This is a genomic window from Staphylococcus sp. HMSC036D05 (genome assembly GCF_001836225.1).
GTDB lineage: Bacteria > Bacillota > Bacilli > Staphylococcales > Staphylococcaceae > Staphylococcus > Staphylococcus caprae.
On sequence record NZ_KV827781.1, the window covers coordinates 1,034,280 to 1,049,442 of the forward strand.

At 31.6% G+C, this 15,163-nt stretch carries 14 protein-coding genes; 7 read left to right on the plus strand and 7 right to left on the minus strand.

Going from position 1 to position 15,163, the window contains the following annotated elements; translation table 11 throughout:
• The first annotated feature begins 80 nt into the window (after window positions 1-80).
• The 3 genes from HMPREF2580_RS09525 (at window position 81) to HMPREF2580_RS09535 (ending at window position 2,003) form a co-directional block, all read left to right on the plus strand.
• On the plus strand, window positions 81-599 hold the full coding sequence (locus tag HMPREF2580_RS09525) for a GrpB family protein (protein ID WP_002441497.1): 519 nt from the start codon (window positions 81-83) through the stop codon (window positions 597-599).
• A gap of 132 nt (window positions 600-731) precedes the next feature.
• Window positions 732-1,664 carry a UDP-N-acetylmuramate dehydrogenase gene (gene murB / locus HMPREF2580_RS09530; protein ID WP_070832344.1) on the plus strand — a complete coding sequence of 311 codons (933 nt, stop codon included), beginning with the start codon at window positions 732-734 and terminating at the stop codon, window positions 1,662-1,664.
• A gap of 24 nt (window positions 1,665-1,688) precedes the next feature.
• On the plus strand, window positions 1,689-2,003 hold the full coding sequence (locus HMPREF2580_RS09535; protein WP_002441494.1) for a CHY zinc finger protein: 315 nt from the start codon (window positions 1,689-1,691) through the stop codon (window positions 2,001-2,003).
• 86 nt (window positions 2,004-2,089) lie between these two features.
• On the opposite strand, the gene HMPREF2580_RS09540 is transcribed toward HMPREF2580_RS09535, so the two are convergent.
• The 7 genes from HMPREF2580_RS09540 to nrdI all read right to left on the minus strand — a co-directional run bounded on the left by HMPREF2580_RS09540 (window position 2,090) and on the right by nrdI (window position 9,751).
• Entirely contained in the window at window positions 2,090-3,136 is a 1,047-nt protein-coding gene (locus tag HMPREF2580_RS09540; RefSeq protein WP_070832348.1) for a ferrated catecholamine ABC transporter substrate-binding lipoprotein SstD, read from the minus strand.
• Window positions 3,137-3,246: 110 nt separating this feature from the next.
• Window positions 3,247-4,026, minus strand: a complete 780-nt coding sequence (locus HMPREF2580_RS09545) for an iron ABC transporter ATP-binding protein (protein WP_070832351.1) — start codon at window positions 4,024-4,026, stop codon at window positions 3,247-3,249.
• Window positions 4,023-4,982 carry an iron chelate uptake ABC transporter family permease subunit gene (locus HMPREF2580_RS09550; RefSeq protein ID WP_070832354.1) on the minus strand — a complete coding sequence of 320 codons (960 nt, stop codon included), beginning with the start codon at window positions 4,980-4,982 and terminating at the stop codon, window positions 4,023-4,025. Before HMPREF2580_RS09550 ends, HMPREF2580_RS09545 begins: the two co-directional genes overlap by 4 nt.
• Entirely contained in the window at window positions 4,966-5,940 is a 975-nt protein-coding gene (locus HMPREF2580_RS09555) for an ABC transporter permease (protein WP_070832357.1), read from the minus strand. Before HMPREF2580_RS09555 ends, HMPREF2580_RS09550 begins: the two co-directional genes overlap by 17 nt.
• A 255-nt stretch (window positions 5,941-6,195) precedes the next feature.
• Window positions 6,196-7,164 carry a class 1b ribonucleoside-diphosphate reductase subunit beta gene (nrdF, locus tag HMPREF2580_RS09560; RefSeq protein ID WP_002441483.1) on the minus strand — a complete coding sequence of 323 codons (969 nt, stop codon included), beginning with the start codon at window positions 7,162-7,164 and terminating at the stop codon, window positions 6,196-6,198.
• Between the two features lie 120 nt (window positions 7,165-7,284).
• The gene (nrdE, locus tag HMPREF2580_RS09565) at window positions 7,285-9,390 is read right to left on the minus strand and encodes a class 1b ribonucleoside-diphosphate reductase subunit alpha (protein WP_037541181.1); all 2,106 of its coding nucleotides are present in this window, start codon (window positions 9,388-9,390) and stop codon (window positions 7,285-7,287) included.
• The gene (gene nrdI / locus HMPREF2580_RS09570; RefSeq protein ID WP_037541178.1) at window positions 9,353-9,751 is read right to left on the minus strand and encodes a class Ib ribonucleoside-diphosphate reductase assembly flavoprotein NrdI; all 399 of its coding nucleotides are present in this window, start codon (window positions 9,749-9,751) and stop codon (window positions 9,353-9,355) included. Before nrdI ends, nrdE begins: the two co-directional genes overlap by 38 nt.
• A 1,029-nt stretch (window positions 9,752-10,780) precedes the next feature.
• Between nrdI and HMPREF2580_RS09575 the strand changes: the two genes are divergently transcribed.
• The 4 genes from HMPREF2580_RS09575 to HMPREF2580_RS09590 all read left to right on the plus strand — a co-directional run bounded on the left by HMPREF2580_RS09575 (window position 10,781) and on the right by HMPREF2580_RS09590 (window position 15,054).
• Window positions 10,781-11,647, plus strand: a complete 867-nt coding sequence (locus HMPREF2580_RS09575; RefSeq protein WP_070832360.1) for a DMT family transporter — start codon at window positions 10,781-10,783, stop codon at window positions 11,645-11,647.
• A gap of 13 nt (window positions 11,648-11,660) precedes the next feature.
• On the plus strand, window positions 11,661-12,161 hold the full coding sequence (gene queF, locus HMPREF2580_RS09580) for a preQ(1) synthase (RefSeq protein WP_002441476.1): 501 nt from the start codon (window positions 11,661-11,663) through the stop codon (window positions 12,159-12,161).
• A 318-nt stretch (window positions 12,162-12,479) separates the two neighbouring features.
• The gene (locus tag HMPREF2580_RS09585) at window positions 12,480-13,985 is read left to right on the plus strand and encodes a peptide MFS transporter (protein WP_070832363.1); all 1,506 of its coding nucleotides are present in this window, start codon (window positions 12,480-12,482) and stop codon (window positions 13,983-13,985) included.
• A gap of 145 nt (window positions 13,986-14,130) precedes the next feature.
• Window positions 14,131-15,054: a diacylglycerol/lipid kinase family protein gene (locus HMPREF2580_RS09590; protein ID WP_070832366.1), complete on the plus strand. Its 924-nt coding sequence runs from the start codon at window positions 14,131-14,133 to the stop codon at window positions 15,052-15,054.
• Window positions 15,055-15,163 lie beyond the last annotated feature (109 nt).

A 15,163-nucleotide genomic window follows, 5' to 3' on the forward strand; every position in this document is an offset into this window, starting at 1 on the left:
TATTATGAAAATGAATTGTGTTATAGTATGTCAGACTTTACTGTATTTTTGAGAATGATTAATTTTTTAAGGAGTAATTTATGTACGCATATGTCCAACCTTTAGTTAAAGATGAGTCTCATAAATCTTTTGAGAAAGAATATCTTCGCGTTAAAAATGTTTTGTTTGGCTTGTTAGATTCACCGGTCAAATACACGCAACATATCGGTGGTACACGTCATTTTAATTATGAAACAGAACCTATACTAGACGTGCTTGTCGGTGTAGATAATTTACATGATATTACAGCGCTAGATGAGAAACGATTAAACTATGCTGGTTTTTATCGATTACACCACTCTTATAAAAAGAAAGTGATGATGGCACGTTTTAATAACTTTAACGAACTTAAACAAGAAGTAAGATTACATATCATACAGTTAAATACTCCTTTGTTTGAACAATATCAAAATGTTGATAAAGTATTATCTCAAGATAATGAAATTTCACAATTATTTTCAAAGAAAAAGCAAGATATATTGAAACATGTCCAGACGATTCGTATGTATGAAAATCAAAAACAAAACTTATTTGAAAAGATACATAAGCAATTAAGTTAATTTAAGTTGATATATAAAACATAAGATACATCATCCCTATGTGTCTATATAATGTTAAAATAATATATTCAAATTTCGCAAATAACTTTTAAAGTTGATATAATAGTACTTATATTAAGAAGTTGAGAAAGGATGTTCAAGACGTTGAATAAAAATGACATCTTACGTGATTTAAAGTCAATTATTCCCGAAGACATTATTAAAGTGGACGAACCACTTAAACGTTATACCTATACTGAAACAGGTGGAGAAGCGGATTTCTATTTATCACCTACTAAAAACGAAGAAGTACAATCGATTGTTAAATACGCTTATAACAATAATATTCCTGTTACATACTTAGGAAACGGTTCAAATATTATTATACGCGAAGGTGGTATTCGGGGCATCGTTCTAAGTTTACTTTCTTTAGATCATATTGATGTTTCAGACGATGCAATTATAGCTGGTAGTGGCGCTGCAATTATTGATGTTTCAAGAGTGGCACGTGATTATGTATTAACTGGTCTAGAATTTGCATGTGGAATTCCAGGTTCAATTGGTGGCGCAGTATTTATGAATGCTGGTGCCTACGGTGGAGAGGTTAAAGATTGTATTGATTACGCACTTTGTGTGAACGAAGAAGGCGACTTAATTAAACTCACTACCGAAGAATTAGAACTTGATTATCGAAATAGTATTGTTCAGAAGAAACACCTCGTAGTACTTGAGGCAGCTTTCACATTAGAACCAGGTAAATTAGATGAAATACAAGCTAAAATGGATGATTTAACTGAACGTCGTGAATCAAAACAACCGTTAGAATATCCTTCGTGCGGAAGTGTATTCCAACGTCCTCCAGGTCATTTTGCTGGAAAACTTATTCAAGATTCTGAGTTACAAGGTCACCGTATTGGTGGCGTAGAAGTCTCTAAGAAACATGCTGGATTTATGGTCAATGTAGATAATGGTACAGCTACGGATTATGAAGACTTAATTCATTACGTACAAAAGACAGTAAAAGAAAAATTTGATGTTGAACTTAAAACTGAAGTACGTATTATTGGAGAGCACCCTGAGAGCTAATTCTGTAAGGAGGTACATCTATCTATGCCTAAAATATATGGATCAGTTATAGACAAAGAGACCAGATGTACTCACTATCATTCTTTTTTAGATGTTATTGCTATTAAGTTTAAATGTTGTAATAAATATTATCCGTGTTACAAATGTCATGAGGAGCATGAATCTCATGCTATAAAAAGATGGACAGAAAAAGAGTTTGATAAAAAAGTGATTATGTGTGGCGTTTGTAACCATGAAATGAGTATACATGATTATATGATGGTTGAAATGTGCCCCAACTGCAAAGCACATTTTAATAGCAGATGTAAGTTTCATTACCATTTATATTTCGAAATATAGAAAAACGTGATAAGACGTTGATTATAATATTAAAGCTCCTAAACTGGATTTCATTAAAAAATCAGTTTAGGAGCTTTTTTATAAAATTACTTTTCTGCTTTATCGATTACTTTGTTTAATTCATCAATTTGTTTGATAGTAGTCGTTGAAGAACCAGAAGAGAAGTACCATAGTTTAGGATCTAATTCATAAACATTATTACTTTTAATTGCTGGTACATTTTTAATAACTTTATTTTTTAGAACTTGATTAGTCGTTGATTTACCACCTACAACTGAACCACGATCCATTGCTAAAATCACATCTGGATTTTGTTTGTTAATATATTCATTATTAATGTTTTGACCATGTGGGCTTTTTCTTACCTTTTTATCAGCAGGTTTAAATCCTAATGTATCAAATACTAAACCACCAAAACGTCCCCCTGGACCATATGTTGATAATTCACCTTCATTTACCAATAAGTACATTACTTTCTTATTAAAGCCTTTAGTTTTATCTTTCATTCCAGAGATTTTTTTATCTAGATCTTTATTAATATTTTTGGCTTTATCTTCTTTATCATAGATTTTACCTAAATTCTCTGTATATTTCTTCATATCCTTAACTAAGTTATCATCACTTGTACCGACATATACTACTTTGGCATCTGGTGCAGCTTTTTTAAATTCGTCTAAATTTTTCTGATTAGCTGTTCTTCCTGAAATGAAGATAACTTCTGGTTTCGCTGACGCAACCTTATCAAAGTTCACTTCTTTTAAATTCCCTGTATTGATATACTTATCATCTTTAAATTTATCTAAAAATTTAGGTAATGATTGATTATTTTCTCCTTTAGGTAAGCCTTTTACTTTATCTGCCACACCTAATTCGTTTAACACATCAAGTGCACCATAATCTAATACTACGGCATTTTTTGGATTCTTTGGAACTTTGACAGTATTAGATATTTTTTTAGCCTCACTTCCGTCACGTTCCTTACCGCTTGCTTCAAAGTTATTCTTGATGGTTACAGTTTCTTTTGAATCACTATTTTTATTCTTAGAATCTGAATCATTATTATTCGAACCATTACTACAAGCCGATAAAACTAAAACTAAAGATAATAATAAAAATAAGACAGTTTTTTTCATTTGTACGACTCCTTAATAAAATTTGACCTAAGTGCAGCGTTACATTTAAACTTTTCTTTTTATCTCTGTGCATGCATCACCCCTTTAACTATGAGTCTAAATTTCTAAGATTAAACTGAGTCAAAAGTAGTTTCATCATAATAAAGACAAATACGTTGTCCTCTTATTTCTTCTATACGGACATCCATTTCATATAATTTCTTCAATATGTCAGACTGAATAACATTATCTTTAACATCAGCTTTAACAATTTCACCCTTTTTAAGTGCAATAATATTGTCTGAATAACAAGAAGCAAAATTAATATCGTGTAATACGATAATGATTGTTTTATTTAATTTACGACACAATTCTCGTAACGTTTGCATTATTTGTACTGAATGTTTCATATCTAAATTATTTAGAGGTTCATCCAGTAATATATAGTCAGTATCTTGAGCAATTGTCATAGCAATATATGCACGCTGACGCTGACCTCCTGATAGTGTTTTGATATTACGATTTCTAATTTCTTTTAGTTGTAATAAATCTAATGCATAGTCTACTTTGTCATAGTCTTCTTTCTTCATTCGTCCTTTCGAATATGGAAAACGACCAAAGTTAACTAATTGCTCAACAGTAATATTCATTTCAGTATGATTGGATTGTTTTAAAATACTTAATTTTTTAGCTAAATCATCAGTTTTATAATCTGATATTACTTTGTCTTCAATCGAAATTGTGCCATTGTCACAGTTAAATAAGCGACTCATCGCAGATAATAATGTACTTTTGCCAGCACCATTAGGTCCTATTAAAGAAGTCAGTTTCCCTTGTTCAATATCAACACTAATATCCTTTAAAATAGGTTTATTCTCAATCGTTTTGTCTAAATTTTGAATTTGAATCAATTTGCACTTCTCCTTTTAACAAGTAAATAAATGAAGTAACTACCACCTACTAAATCCACTATTAAACTGAATTCAGTGGTTGCTTCAAATAGGTTTTCAACTACCCATTGCGCCATAAATAAACTGATCCAACTAAAAAGTATGGTCGTAGGTAAAATATATTTATGTTCATAGGTCTTCATGAATTCATGTGCTAAGTTGACTGTTAATAAACCAAGAAACGTTACAGGACCTATTAGTGCAGTGGATATAGAGACAAGTAAGGCAACCAAAATAAGTAATAACCGCGTCATGTTTTCATAAGATACACCTAAATTAATTGCTTGCGCTCGCCCTAATAGAAGTACATCTAAATAAGGTCGAAGTATAATTGTTACAACAATTAAGATAACTAACAATATGCCTGAGACACTTACTAAATTAGAATTTGATGCTTCAAAGCTAGCAAACATGACACTTTGAACCGCTAAGAAAGATTCTGGATTCATTATAAGTTGGAGGAAACTTGTAATACTACGGAAGAATGTTCCTAATATCACGCCGACTAATAGGATAAAATAGACTGAAAAGTGACCTAGTTTAAATATGACTTGAAATAGTAGTAATGAAAATAACACCATAGCAATCAAGGTAATTAAAAAATTAAGATAGATGTTTGTGACTACGGCAGCTTGCTCACCTAATATAAAAATGGGTAATACTTTGACAAATAAATAAACTGAATCAAGTCCCATAATGGAAGGAGTTAATAATCTGTTTGTAGTAATAGATTGAAAAATAACTACTGAGGTTCCTATTGCTGCACCTACCAATAGGATGAGAATGAATTTTTTAAAACGACTTTGGAATTGATATTCAAATATATTAAAGTCTAAACCTACAAATAAATAAAAAATGGCCATACAAATTGCTATAACGACTAGTATACTTATTTTTTTGTTAGAGCTCATTTGCATAATTTTTCCTACCTTTCATTAACAAGATCAGGAAAATAATTGTGCCAAATACACCTATCGTTAACCCAATATTAATCTCATAAGGATAAACAATGATTCTGCCAATAATATCAGCAGTTAATACAAAAATCGCACCGAGCATGAGTGTGTGCGGTAATGCATTTTTCAAATGATCACCTCTGTAAATAGAGATAATATTCGGTACAATTAATCCTAAAAATGGTAGCGTTCCTACTGTAACAACGACTAAAGCTGTTAGCGTTGCAGTAATAAATAATGCGATATTAATGATTTTTTCATAACTTACACCTAAATTATGACTAAAGTCTTTTCCCATACCTGCAATTGTAAAATGATTTGCAAAAACAAACGCTAGAATAAGTAAAGGTATAGTGAGATACAATACCTCATAACGACCACTCGTTATAATGGCAAAATTTCCAGTTAACCAATTGCCAATGCTTTGTAACGCATTTGTTCTTAACGCTATAAATGTGGTAAAGCTGGATATAATACCACCAATCATAATCCCTAAGAGTGGAACAAAAATGACCTCTTTTACACGTATAAGATTAATTAATCTAACAAATATAAAAGTCCCAATAATACTTAAAGCAACAGCGAATAATAATTTGATTAAAATATGTCCTTTTGGAAAGAACAGTAGTGAAATTAAAATACCTAATTTCGCCCATTCCATAGTACCTGCAGTGGTAGGGCTTACAAATTTATTTTGCATCATCTGTTGCATAATTAATCCTGCTAATGCAAGTGAACTTCCTGAAAGGAGGATACTCACCGTTCTAGGAATACGGCTTGAAAACAAAATGTTCATTTGTTCATCATCTAAATGGAAAATATCTAAGAGAGAGAGCTGACTCACTCCTATAAATAAAGAGACAATAGTTAAAATCACTAATAAAATAAATAAGGTATAACCTTTAAATATAAATTTCATTAGTCATTCTCCTTAATAAATATGTATGATGCGAAGTAAATAACCGACTTAAATGATAATGATTATCATTACCATTAATATTATAGATTATGTTATCGTTTTTCAATAGCTTTTCACATTTTTTGAAATTTTCTTTATAAATATTTCTATACAATAGTTCGTAATACATAACATTATTTATCATTTATAACTTTTTACACGCAAAAAAGGAGATTCCTACTCATTTTAATAGGAATCTCCTTAATATATGTCATCTTATTTATCGAAGATAAAGTCTTCATCTTGTAAAGCCTCTACGTTTAACGCTAACGTATAGCCATCACCTTTAACTGAGAAGAAGTCATGGTTCTTAGTAGATGTATCCAATGCATTTTCAATAATAGGATTAAATTCACGTTCTTCAAAATATGGTTCAAATCCTAAGTTAGATAATGCTTTATTACCGTTATAACGTACATAGTTTAGAACATCTTCAGTTAAACCAATATCATCATATAGTAAATGCGTATATGAAACTTCATTATCATAAAGTTCATTTAATAATTTATACATTTCTTGATCAGCTTTTTGCTTTTCACTTTCTGAAAGTTCATTACGTAAACTTTGCGCATCTAAGCCAGTGAATACGCCATGAATTGATTCATCTAATAAAATTTTACGAATAATTTCACCAGAAGTTGTCATTTTACCTTGTCCAGCAAGATAAAGAGGATAATAGAAACCAGAATAGAATAAGAATGTTTCTAAGAATACACTTGAAACTCTCGCTATATATTGGTCAAAGATTGAAGCTTCTTTTCCCCAGAGTTTATGATAATTATCGATAATTTTATCTGATTTATATTTTAAATGAGGTTCTTCAATAACCCATGTATCTAGTAAATAGTTTGTTTCACTAGATGGAAGTAATGTTGTAAAAATATGAGAGTAACTCTTAGCATGAATTTGTTCCATCATAGCCATAAATGAGTACACGGCTTTTTTTCTTAAATCAGTCGTGTGTAACATAATCAAAGGCATACCATCATCTGCTTGATGTGTATCCAGACCAGTTAACCCTGCTAATGCTTTTTTAAATGTTTCTCTTTCAGAATCTGATAGTGTCTTCCAACTTGCAATATCTTTTGAAACTTTAAACTCTGTTTCTACCCACATTTGTGAGATATTTTGACGCCAAAACATATTCGTCATATCTTCTTGGGTATTCCAGTTGACTGCCTTCATGAAAATCCTCCTGTCTGTTTATGTATAATATAGAGCATTTCAATCATAGAAATAGATGAATGTCATCATTTCTAAGTGATTGAAATATTCTCTAGTGGTTGATTTGTTTGAGTTATCTAATTAAATTGCACAACTTGTACACTCTTCTACACTTAATAGTTTATTTCTTGTGTAATAAAGTGATTTTAATCCTTTGTAATGTGCATAAACATATAATCTTGAAAGTTCACGTGTAGATATTTCTGAATTAACATATAAAATAGTTGAAATACCTTGGTCTACGTGAGTTTGAATTGTTGAAACTAAATCAATTAATTTCATTTGGTCAGTATTAAATGCTGATTTGTAATACCACATTGTTTCAGGTGACAAGAAAGGCATAGGATAAAACGTTTCAGCATTGCCATAAGTACGACGTTCAATCTGATCTACAATTGGCATTACAGAACTTGTTGCATTTTGAACATATGAAATACTTTGAGTAGGCGCAATCGCTAATCTATACGCATGATATAGTCCATATTGTTCAACTTCTTTTTGTAATGCTTTCCAATCATCTGATGTTGGAATATCTAGACCTTCGAATAATTGACGAACTTTTTCAAATTGAGGTTCAAATTCCTGTGAAGTATAAAATTCAAAATATTTACCATTAGCATAATCTGAAGACTCAAAATCTTGATATCTTTCTCCACGTTCTTTAGCAATTTCCATTGAACGTTCAATTGAATAGTAGTTCATCATCATGAAGAAAATGTTAGCAAAATCTTTTGCTTCCTCAGATTCATAGCCGATTTTATTTTTAGCAAGATAGCCATGAAGATTCATTACACCTAAACCAACAGAATGTAATTCGCTGTTTGCTTTTTTAACACCTGGTGCATTCTGAATATTAGCTTCATCACTCACTACAGTTAAAGCATCCATTCCAGTATGGACTGAATCTCTGAATTTACCTGATTCCATCACGTTAACAATGTTTAAAGAACCAAGATTACAAGAAATATCACGCTTAATTTCGTCTTCAGTACCGTAATCATTAATAACAGATGTTTCTTGTAGTTGGAAAATTTCAGTACATAAATTACTCATTTTGATTTGGCCAATATTAGAGTTCGCATGTACTTTATTAGCATTATCTTTAAACATAAGATATGGATATCCAGATTGCAATTGCGTTTGGGCAATTGTATTTAACATTTCACGAGCATCTTTTTTCTTCTTCTCGATATTTGGATTAGCAACCATATCATCATAATATTTCTCTAAATCGATATCATCTAAAGTTACACCATATTCTTGTTTAACCGTATGTGGCGCAAACATATAGAAATCTTTGCCTTCTTTAGCCAAATCAAAGAATTTAGATGGAACGATAAGACCAGTAGAAATTGTAGATAAACGTAAATCTTCGTCAGCATTTACCTTTTTAGTATCTAAAAACTCTTCCACATCATAATGGAAAATATTTAAATATACAGCGCCAGCACCCGGACGTTGACCTAATTGATCCGCATAACTAAATCCACCTTCAAGTGCTTTTGCCACTGGTAATACACCTTTAGCAACGCCTTTGATCCCTTTAATAGCTTCGCCACGTGCACGTAGTTTAGATAAGTTGATCGCAACACCGCCACCAATTTTACTCAATTGCTTAGCTGTTGAATCAATAAAGTTAATAGAGTTTAAACTGTCATCTACTTCTAATAAGAAACATGAAACAAGTTCTCCACGACGCGCACGTCCTGCGTTTAAGAAAGTTGGTGTTGCTGGTTGATAACGTTGTTCAACCATAGAAGAAATAAATTGTTTAGCTTGTTTAGTGTCACCGTTTGCCAAATAGAGGGCAACAATTGCTACGTGTTGGTTATAATCTTCTAAAAATTGACTTTTATCATTTGTTTTTAGAGCATAGTCTTTATAAAACTTACTTGCAGACATATAACTAGCAAATTGGAAATGGATTGATTTAGCAAACTCAGTAATTTCTCTTAAACTTTCTTCAGTATATTTTTCAAACACATTAAAATAGAAATTATTATCTACAAGATAATGTAAACGTTCGATTTCGTCATCGAAATATATAGTCTTATCATGGATTTCTTCAAGATAAACTTTTAAAGCTTCTTGATCTTTCTCTAAGTCGAAAAAACCATTATCTTTTCGCTTAGTTACTTCATTATTTAATTCAATATGATTGTATTTCTTCTCGTCCATGGTTTTCATTGAAATTACCCACCTTATCCTTAAATTCAATTACATCGTTATTCGTGCCTTGTACTTCAAATTTCATCAATAACGGAACATTATATTCCTCTGAGATTGTGCGGCCTGCTTTCGCAAAATTTTGTCCCCAATTGCGATTTCCACTTGCAGCTACCGCTTGTAATTGAGCGTGATTTACCTCTAAAAAAGATTGAACGGGTTGTGGCACTTCTCCAAATCCAATAGTGCCAGTAACTAAGATATAAGGTTCACTTACTGATTCTGTACAATTATCTTGAGTAATTTCCATCGTGTCATCAATTCCTGCTCTTTGAATAAAGCGTCTGACATTGCCTGAAAATGAGAAATATACTACTTTCATTGGATCACCTTCTTTCCTCAATCTTTAGCTGTCATGGTTATATCGAGTACTCACTAGCTCAAAAAATAAAATCACCACTAAAGTAGAGGTGTACATCGATATAATTTTGTATTTAAAAGTTTTGATACTTAAATTTACTGTATCGAAAAGCATATCTATAAATGCGACTGGGACATCATTGTTTAACTTAGCCTCATTTAATATATGAGCAGTCGATGTCTGAAATGAAAGTTGCTTATATCAAGTTGCTCTCAATCCTAGTCATCCATGCCGTCAGGGTCCCAACATAGAAAATTTCTTAATAAAGAAATTTTGCAAACAATGCAAGTTGGATGTGGAACAACGAAATTAATTTTACTAATTTATTTCAGTTCTACTCCCTTTTTAATGCTTTTAGTATCTCTATAAGTAAATAACCCCTATATATAGTAGTCAAAACTTAAATCATCACTATATGACAAATTATCTTTTTTGTAACTGATTACTAAAATAGCAATAATTTATCATATTCTTTAGTGTGAATTTGCATTAAAATGATTGTATTTCACATATTAACTTTTAATTCGTAAACACAATATGTAGTGTTTGATTTTGAAATTTAATACTATATTCTGTGTTTCATTATACATAAGTGCTCAAATTTATGAAAGTTAAAGTTTAATGACGAAAAATAGTTAATCTTTCAGAAAGTGCACCACTACGTTATTAGAGCTCATTATTCTGAAATAAAAAATTTTTTCAAGGGTATTTACTTGCTTTTTAATCAAAAATAATCATGCCCCTCTACGATGCACTTGAGGTCAAAATCTCGCACAGATGTTTCATACAACCTACAACAACAAGTATTTTATACCTTTATGTTTTCATTAATCACAATTAAATTCTTATAAGATATAACGCCTCTACAATAGAACGTGTGTTCGTGTTTAGATTATATAACTCTATTTTTTATTTTGCAAGGACTTATGCATAGCCATTTTATTTATGCTAATATAGTTACGTTAATCTTATAGTATTGAGGCGATAATATTGAATCCAAAAGTAAAAGGTATTATTGCTATTTTAATTTCTGCAGTGGGATTTAGCTTTATGTCAGTCTTTTTTAGACTTGCAGGAGATTTACCTGTATTTCAGAAATCGCTCGCTAGAAATTTTGTAGCTATGTTTATACCATTATTTTTTATTTTTAAATATAAACAACCAATGTTTGGTAAGTTGAGCAGTCAACCTCTACTCATATCTCGCTCAACTTTAGGTCTAATAGGTGTATTGCTAAATATATATGCTATTGACCATATGGTTCTAAGTGATGCCGATACACTTATGAAATTAAATCCATTTTGGACGATTCTTTTAAGTCTAATTTTCCTACATGAAAAGGTACGCAAATATCAAATATCAGCTATGATTATAGCCATATTAGGTATGTTATTAATTGTAAAACCAGAATTTTCTTCTTCTGTTATCCCTTCAATAGCAGGATTATTCTCAGGTATCTTTGCCGCATCAGCTTATACATGCGTTCGTGCACTAAGCACTCGTGAGAAACCATATACAATTGTATTTTATTTCTCTTTATTCTCAGTGGTCGTATTGATACCTTTCTCAATTTTTACATTTGAACCTATGACAACAGTGCAAATCTTATATCTACTAGGTGCAGGATTGTCAGCAGCCGTTGGACAAATTGGTATCACACTAGCATATAGTTTTGCTCCTGCAAAAGATATTTCAATCTTTACGTATGCTTCAATCATTTTCACAGCATTATTCGGCTTTATCTTATTCGGAGAAACACCTGATATGTTTGCGACTGTAGGTTATGTTGTGATTATCGGTGCAAGTTACTATATGTTTGAAAAGGCACGAAGAGAATCTAGTATAAAAGAAAGTTAAAGGAGCCAATATAATGGAACAAGGACGACAAAAAGATGAATTACAAGATATTACATTACTAGGAAATCAAAACAATACGTATGATTTTGATTACAGACCAGATGTTTTAGAAACATTCGATAATAAGCATCAGGGGCGTGACTATTTCGTTAAATTTAATTGCCCAGAGTTTACATCGTTATGCCCTATTACAGGCCAACCAGATTTTGCAACAATTTATATTTCATATATTCCTAATATCAAAATGGTTGAGTCTAAATCATTAAAGCTATATTTATTCAGCTTTAGAAATCACGGCGATTTCCATGAGGATTGTATGAATATTATTATGAATGATTTAATTGAATTAATGGATCCACACTATATTGAGGTTTGGGGTAAATTTACTCCTAGAGGTGGCATTTCAATTGATCCTTATACAAACTATGGTCGCCCGAATTCAAAATATGAAAAAATGGCAGAACATCGCTTAATGAACCATGATATGTATCCAGAAAAAATAGATAATCGTTAAATATATCGCCCTCCATTGAAAGTGTTTATTCAATGGAGGTTTTTGTTATAAAAATTATTTTCTTATTTGATAAAAAAACTATTGCACTTTGACACGTTAAAGCGTATTTTATTTATATCGATTCATTTATACGAATGTTTATAACAATATAAATAAAGACACAAATTATCATATAAATGTAATGAAATCCATAAATAGACTGAATATTCATATTATTTTTATTTTTTGAAAATTATTGAAAATTATTATCTACAATAGTACAATCATTTTTAAACAATTTAATATGGTTATTAGGGGAAGAAAGGATGGGATGATATTATGTCAACAAATAATCCCCATGAACAAGCAGTTCAAGAAATACCTCAGCACGGATTCTTCGGGCATCCTCGAGGTTTAGGCGTACTCTTTTTCGTAGAGTTTTGGGAGCGATTCAGCTACTACGGTATGAGAGCAATGCTTATTTTTTATATGTATTTTGCGATTCAAGATCACGGACTTGGTATCGACAAAACTACGGCAATGTCAATTATGTCCGTATACGGTGCATTAATATACATGTCTTCTATTCCTGGAGGATGGATAGCAGATAGAATTACAGGAACACGTGGTGCAACTTTAATAGGTGCAGTATTAATTATCCTTGGGCATATTTGTCTAAGTTTACCGTTCGCAATGTTTGGATTATTCGCATCAATGTTCTTTATTATTATTGGTTCAGGTTTGATGAAACCAAATATTTCAAATATTGTGGGTCGTTTATATCCTGAAAATGATGTACGTATGGATGCTGGATTCGTTATTTTCTATATGTCAGTCAACTTCGGTGCACTGATTTCACCAATTATTTTACAACACTTCATTAATGTTAAAAATTTCCACGGTGGATTCTTAATCGCAGCGATCGGTATGGCGCTTGGTTTAGTATGGTACGTTTTATTTAATCGTAAAAATCTTGGTAAAGTTGGTATGAAGCCAACAAACCCACTTTCACCTGACGAAAAGAAAAAATATAGTTTAATCGTCGGAGCTATCGTAGCAATCATTGCTATTGTAGTGATTGTTTCCTATATTACACATACATTATCATTCGATTTAGTAAGTAATACAGTCCTTATATTAGGTATCGCACTACCAATTGTTTATTTCACTACAATGATCCGTAGTAAAGAAGTCACAGATACAGAACGTTCTCGTGTTAAAGCATTTATCCCTTTATTTATTTTAGGAATGCTTTTCTGGGCAATTCAAGAACAAGGTTCTAACGTTCTTAATATATACGGAATTGAACATTCCGACATGAAATTAAATCTATTTGGTTGGAAAACGAATTTCGGCGAAGCCATATTCCAATCTATTAACCCATTATTTATCCTATTATTTGCACCGGTAGTGTCAGCAGTATGGCAAAAATTAGGAAAACGCCAACCTAGTCTACCTATCAAATTTGTTATAGGTGCTTTAATGGCAGGTGCATCTTATATCATGATGGGTATTATCGGTAACATTTATGGCAGCTCACATTTCTCAGTCAACTGGGTTATCCTTTCATATATTATTTGTGTCGTTGGTGAATTGTGCTTATCTCCTACTGGTAACAGTGCGGCAGTTAAATTAGCACCGAAAGCATTCAATGCACAAATGATGAGTTTATGGCTATTAACAAATGCATCTGCTCAAGCATTTAATGGTACGTTAGTAAAATTAATTGATCCACTAGGTCAAACAAATTATTTCATATTCTTAGGTATTACTACAGCTGTGATTACCTTCATCATTCTTGCTTTTAGTCCTAAAATCATTAAAGCGATGAAAGGTATTCGTTAATCAATTTATAATGACTGCGAGTCGATTATTTTCGACTTGCAGTTTTTTTATTTTATAATGGGTATAACTTCTAATCATTTGCTATTATTTCACTAAAAAGGGTAATTAATATATTAAGAGAATTTTACGAAAGTAGGCATGCATAATGGAAAATAAATATAACCATGGCGTCCTGTTTTACCACGAACATAGTGGTTTGAAAGATATATATGAAGGACTTGGCGAAGTAACGAAATCTCTAAGTTCAATGTGTAAACACTTATCAATACAATTAAGTGAAAACGAAGGAGACATTATTAAATATTGTGAATCCATTAAAAACCATGAATATGGTACAGATATCGACATTTTATTTATCTTAGGTGGAGATGGCACAGTCAATGAATTAGTCAATGGTGTCATGCGACATGATTTAAGCCTCCCTATCGGCATTATTCCTGGAGGGACATTTAATGATTTCACTAAGACATTGAATTTAGATTCTAATTTTAAAAATGCAAGTTCACAATTGCTCTCAGCACAGGTTGGCTCTTATGATGTATTGAAAGTAAATGATACATATGTGCTAAACTTTGTGGGCTTAGGATTAATTGTTCAAAATGCTGAAAATGTCCAAGAAGGTTCTAAAGATGTTTTTGGAAAGTTAAGTTATATAGGGTCTACAGTTAAGACATTGATGAACCCTAGTAAATTTGACTTTACGCTCAATGTCGATGGTCGAGAAGAAAAAGGACATACTTCTATGCTTCTCATAGCTAACGGTCCTAATATTGGAGGCGGACGTATACCTTTAACCGATTTATCTCCTCAAGATGGTGAAGCAAATGCGTTCATATTTGATGAGCAAAGCTTTAGTATTTTAAATGATATTTTCAAGAAAAGAGATAGTATGAATTGGAATGAGATCACTGAAGGTATTGGGCATATTCCAGGTCGACATTTCACGCTCTCTACTGAGCCTAATATGAAAGTCGATATTGATGGTGAAATCAGCTTAGAAACGCCTATCGAGATTGAAGTTTTACCTAAAGCGATTCAACTTCTTACTTTCCCAGACCCTACCAATTAAAAAAGTGACACGACGGCGCTCTACGCACGTGAAGTCATACTCAACTAAGTTTTAAATATAAAAATTAGCAGTAAGACGATTCTAATTGAAATCATCTTACTGCTATTAT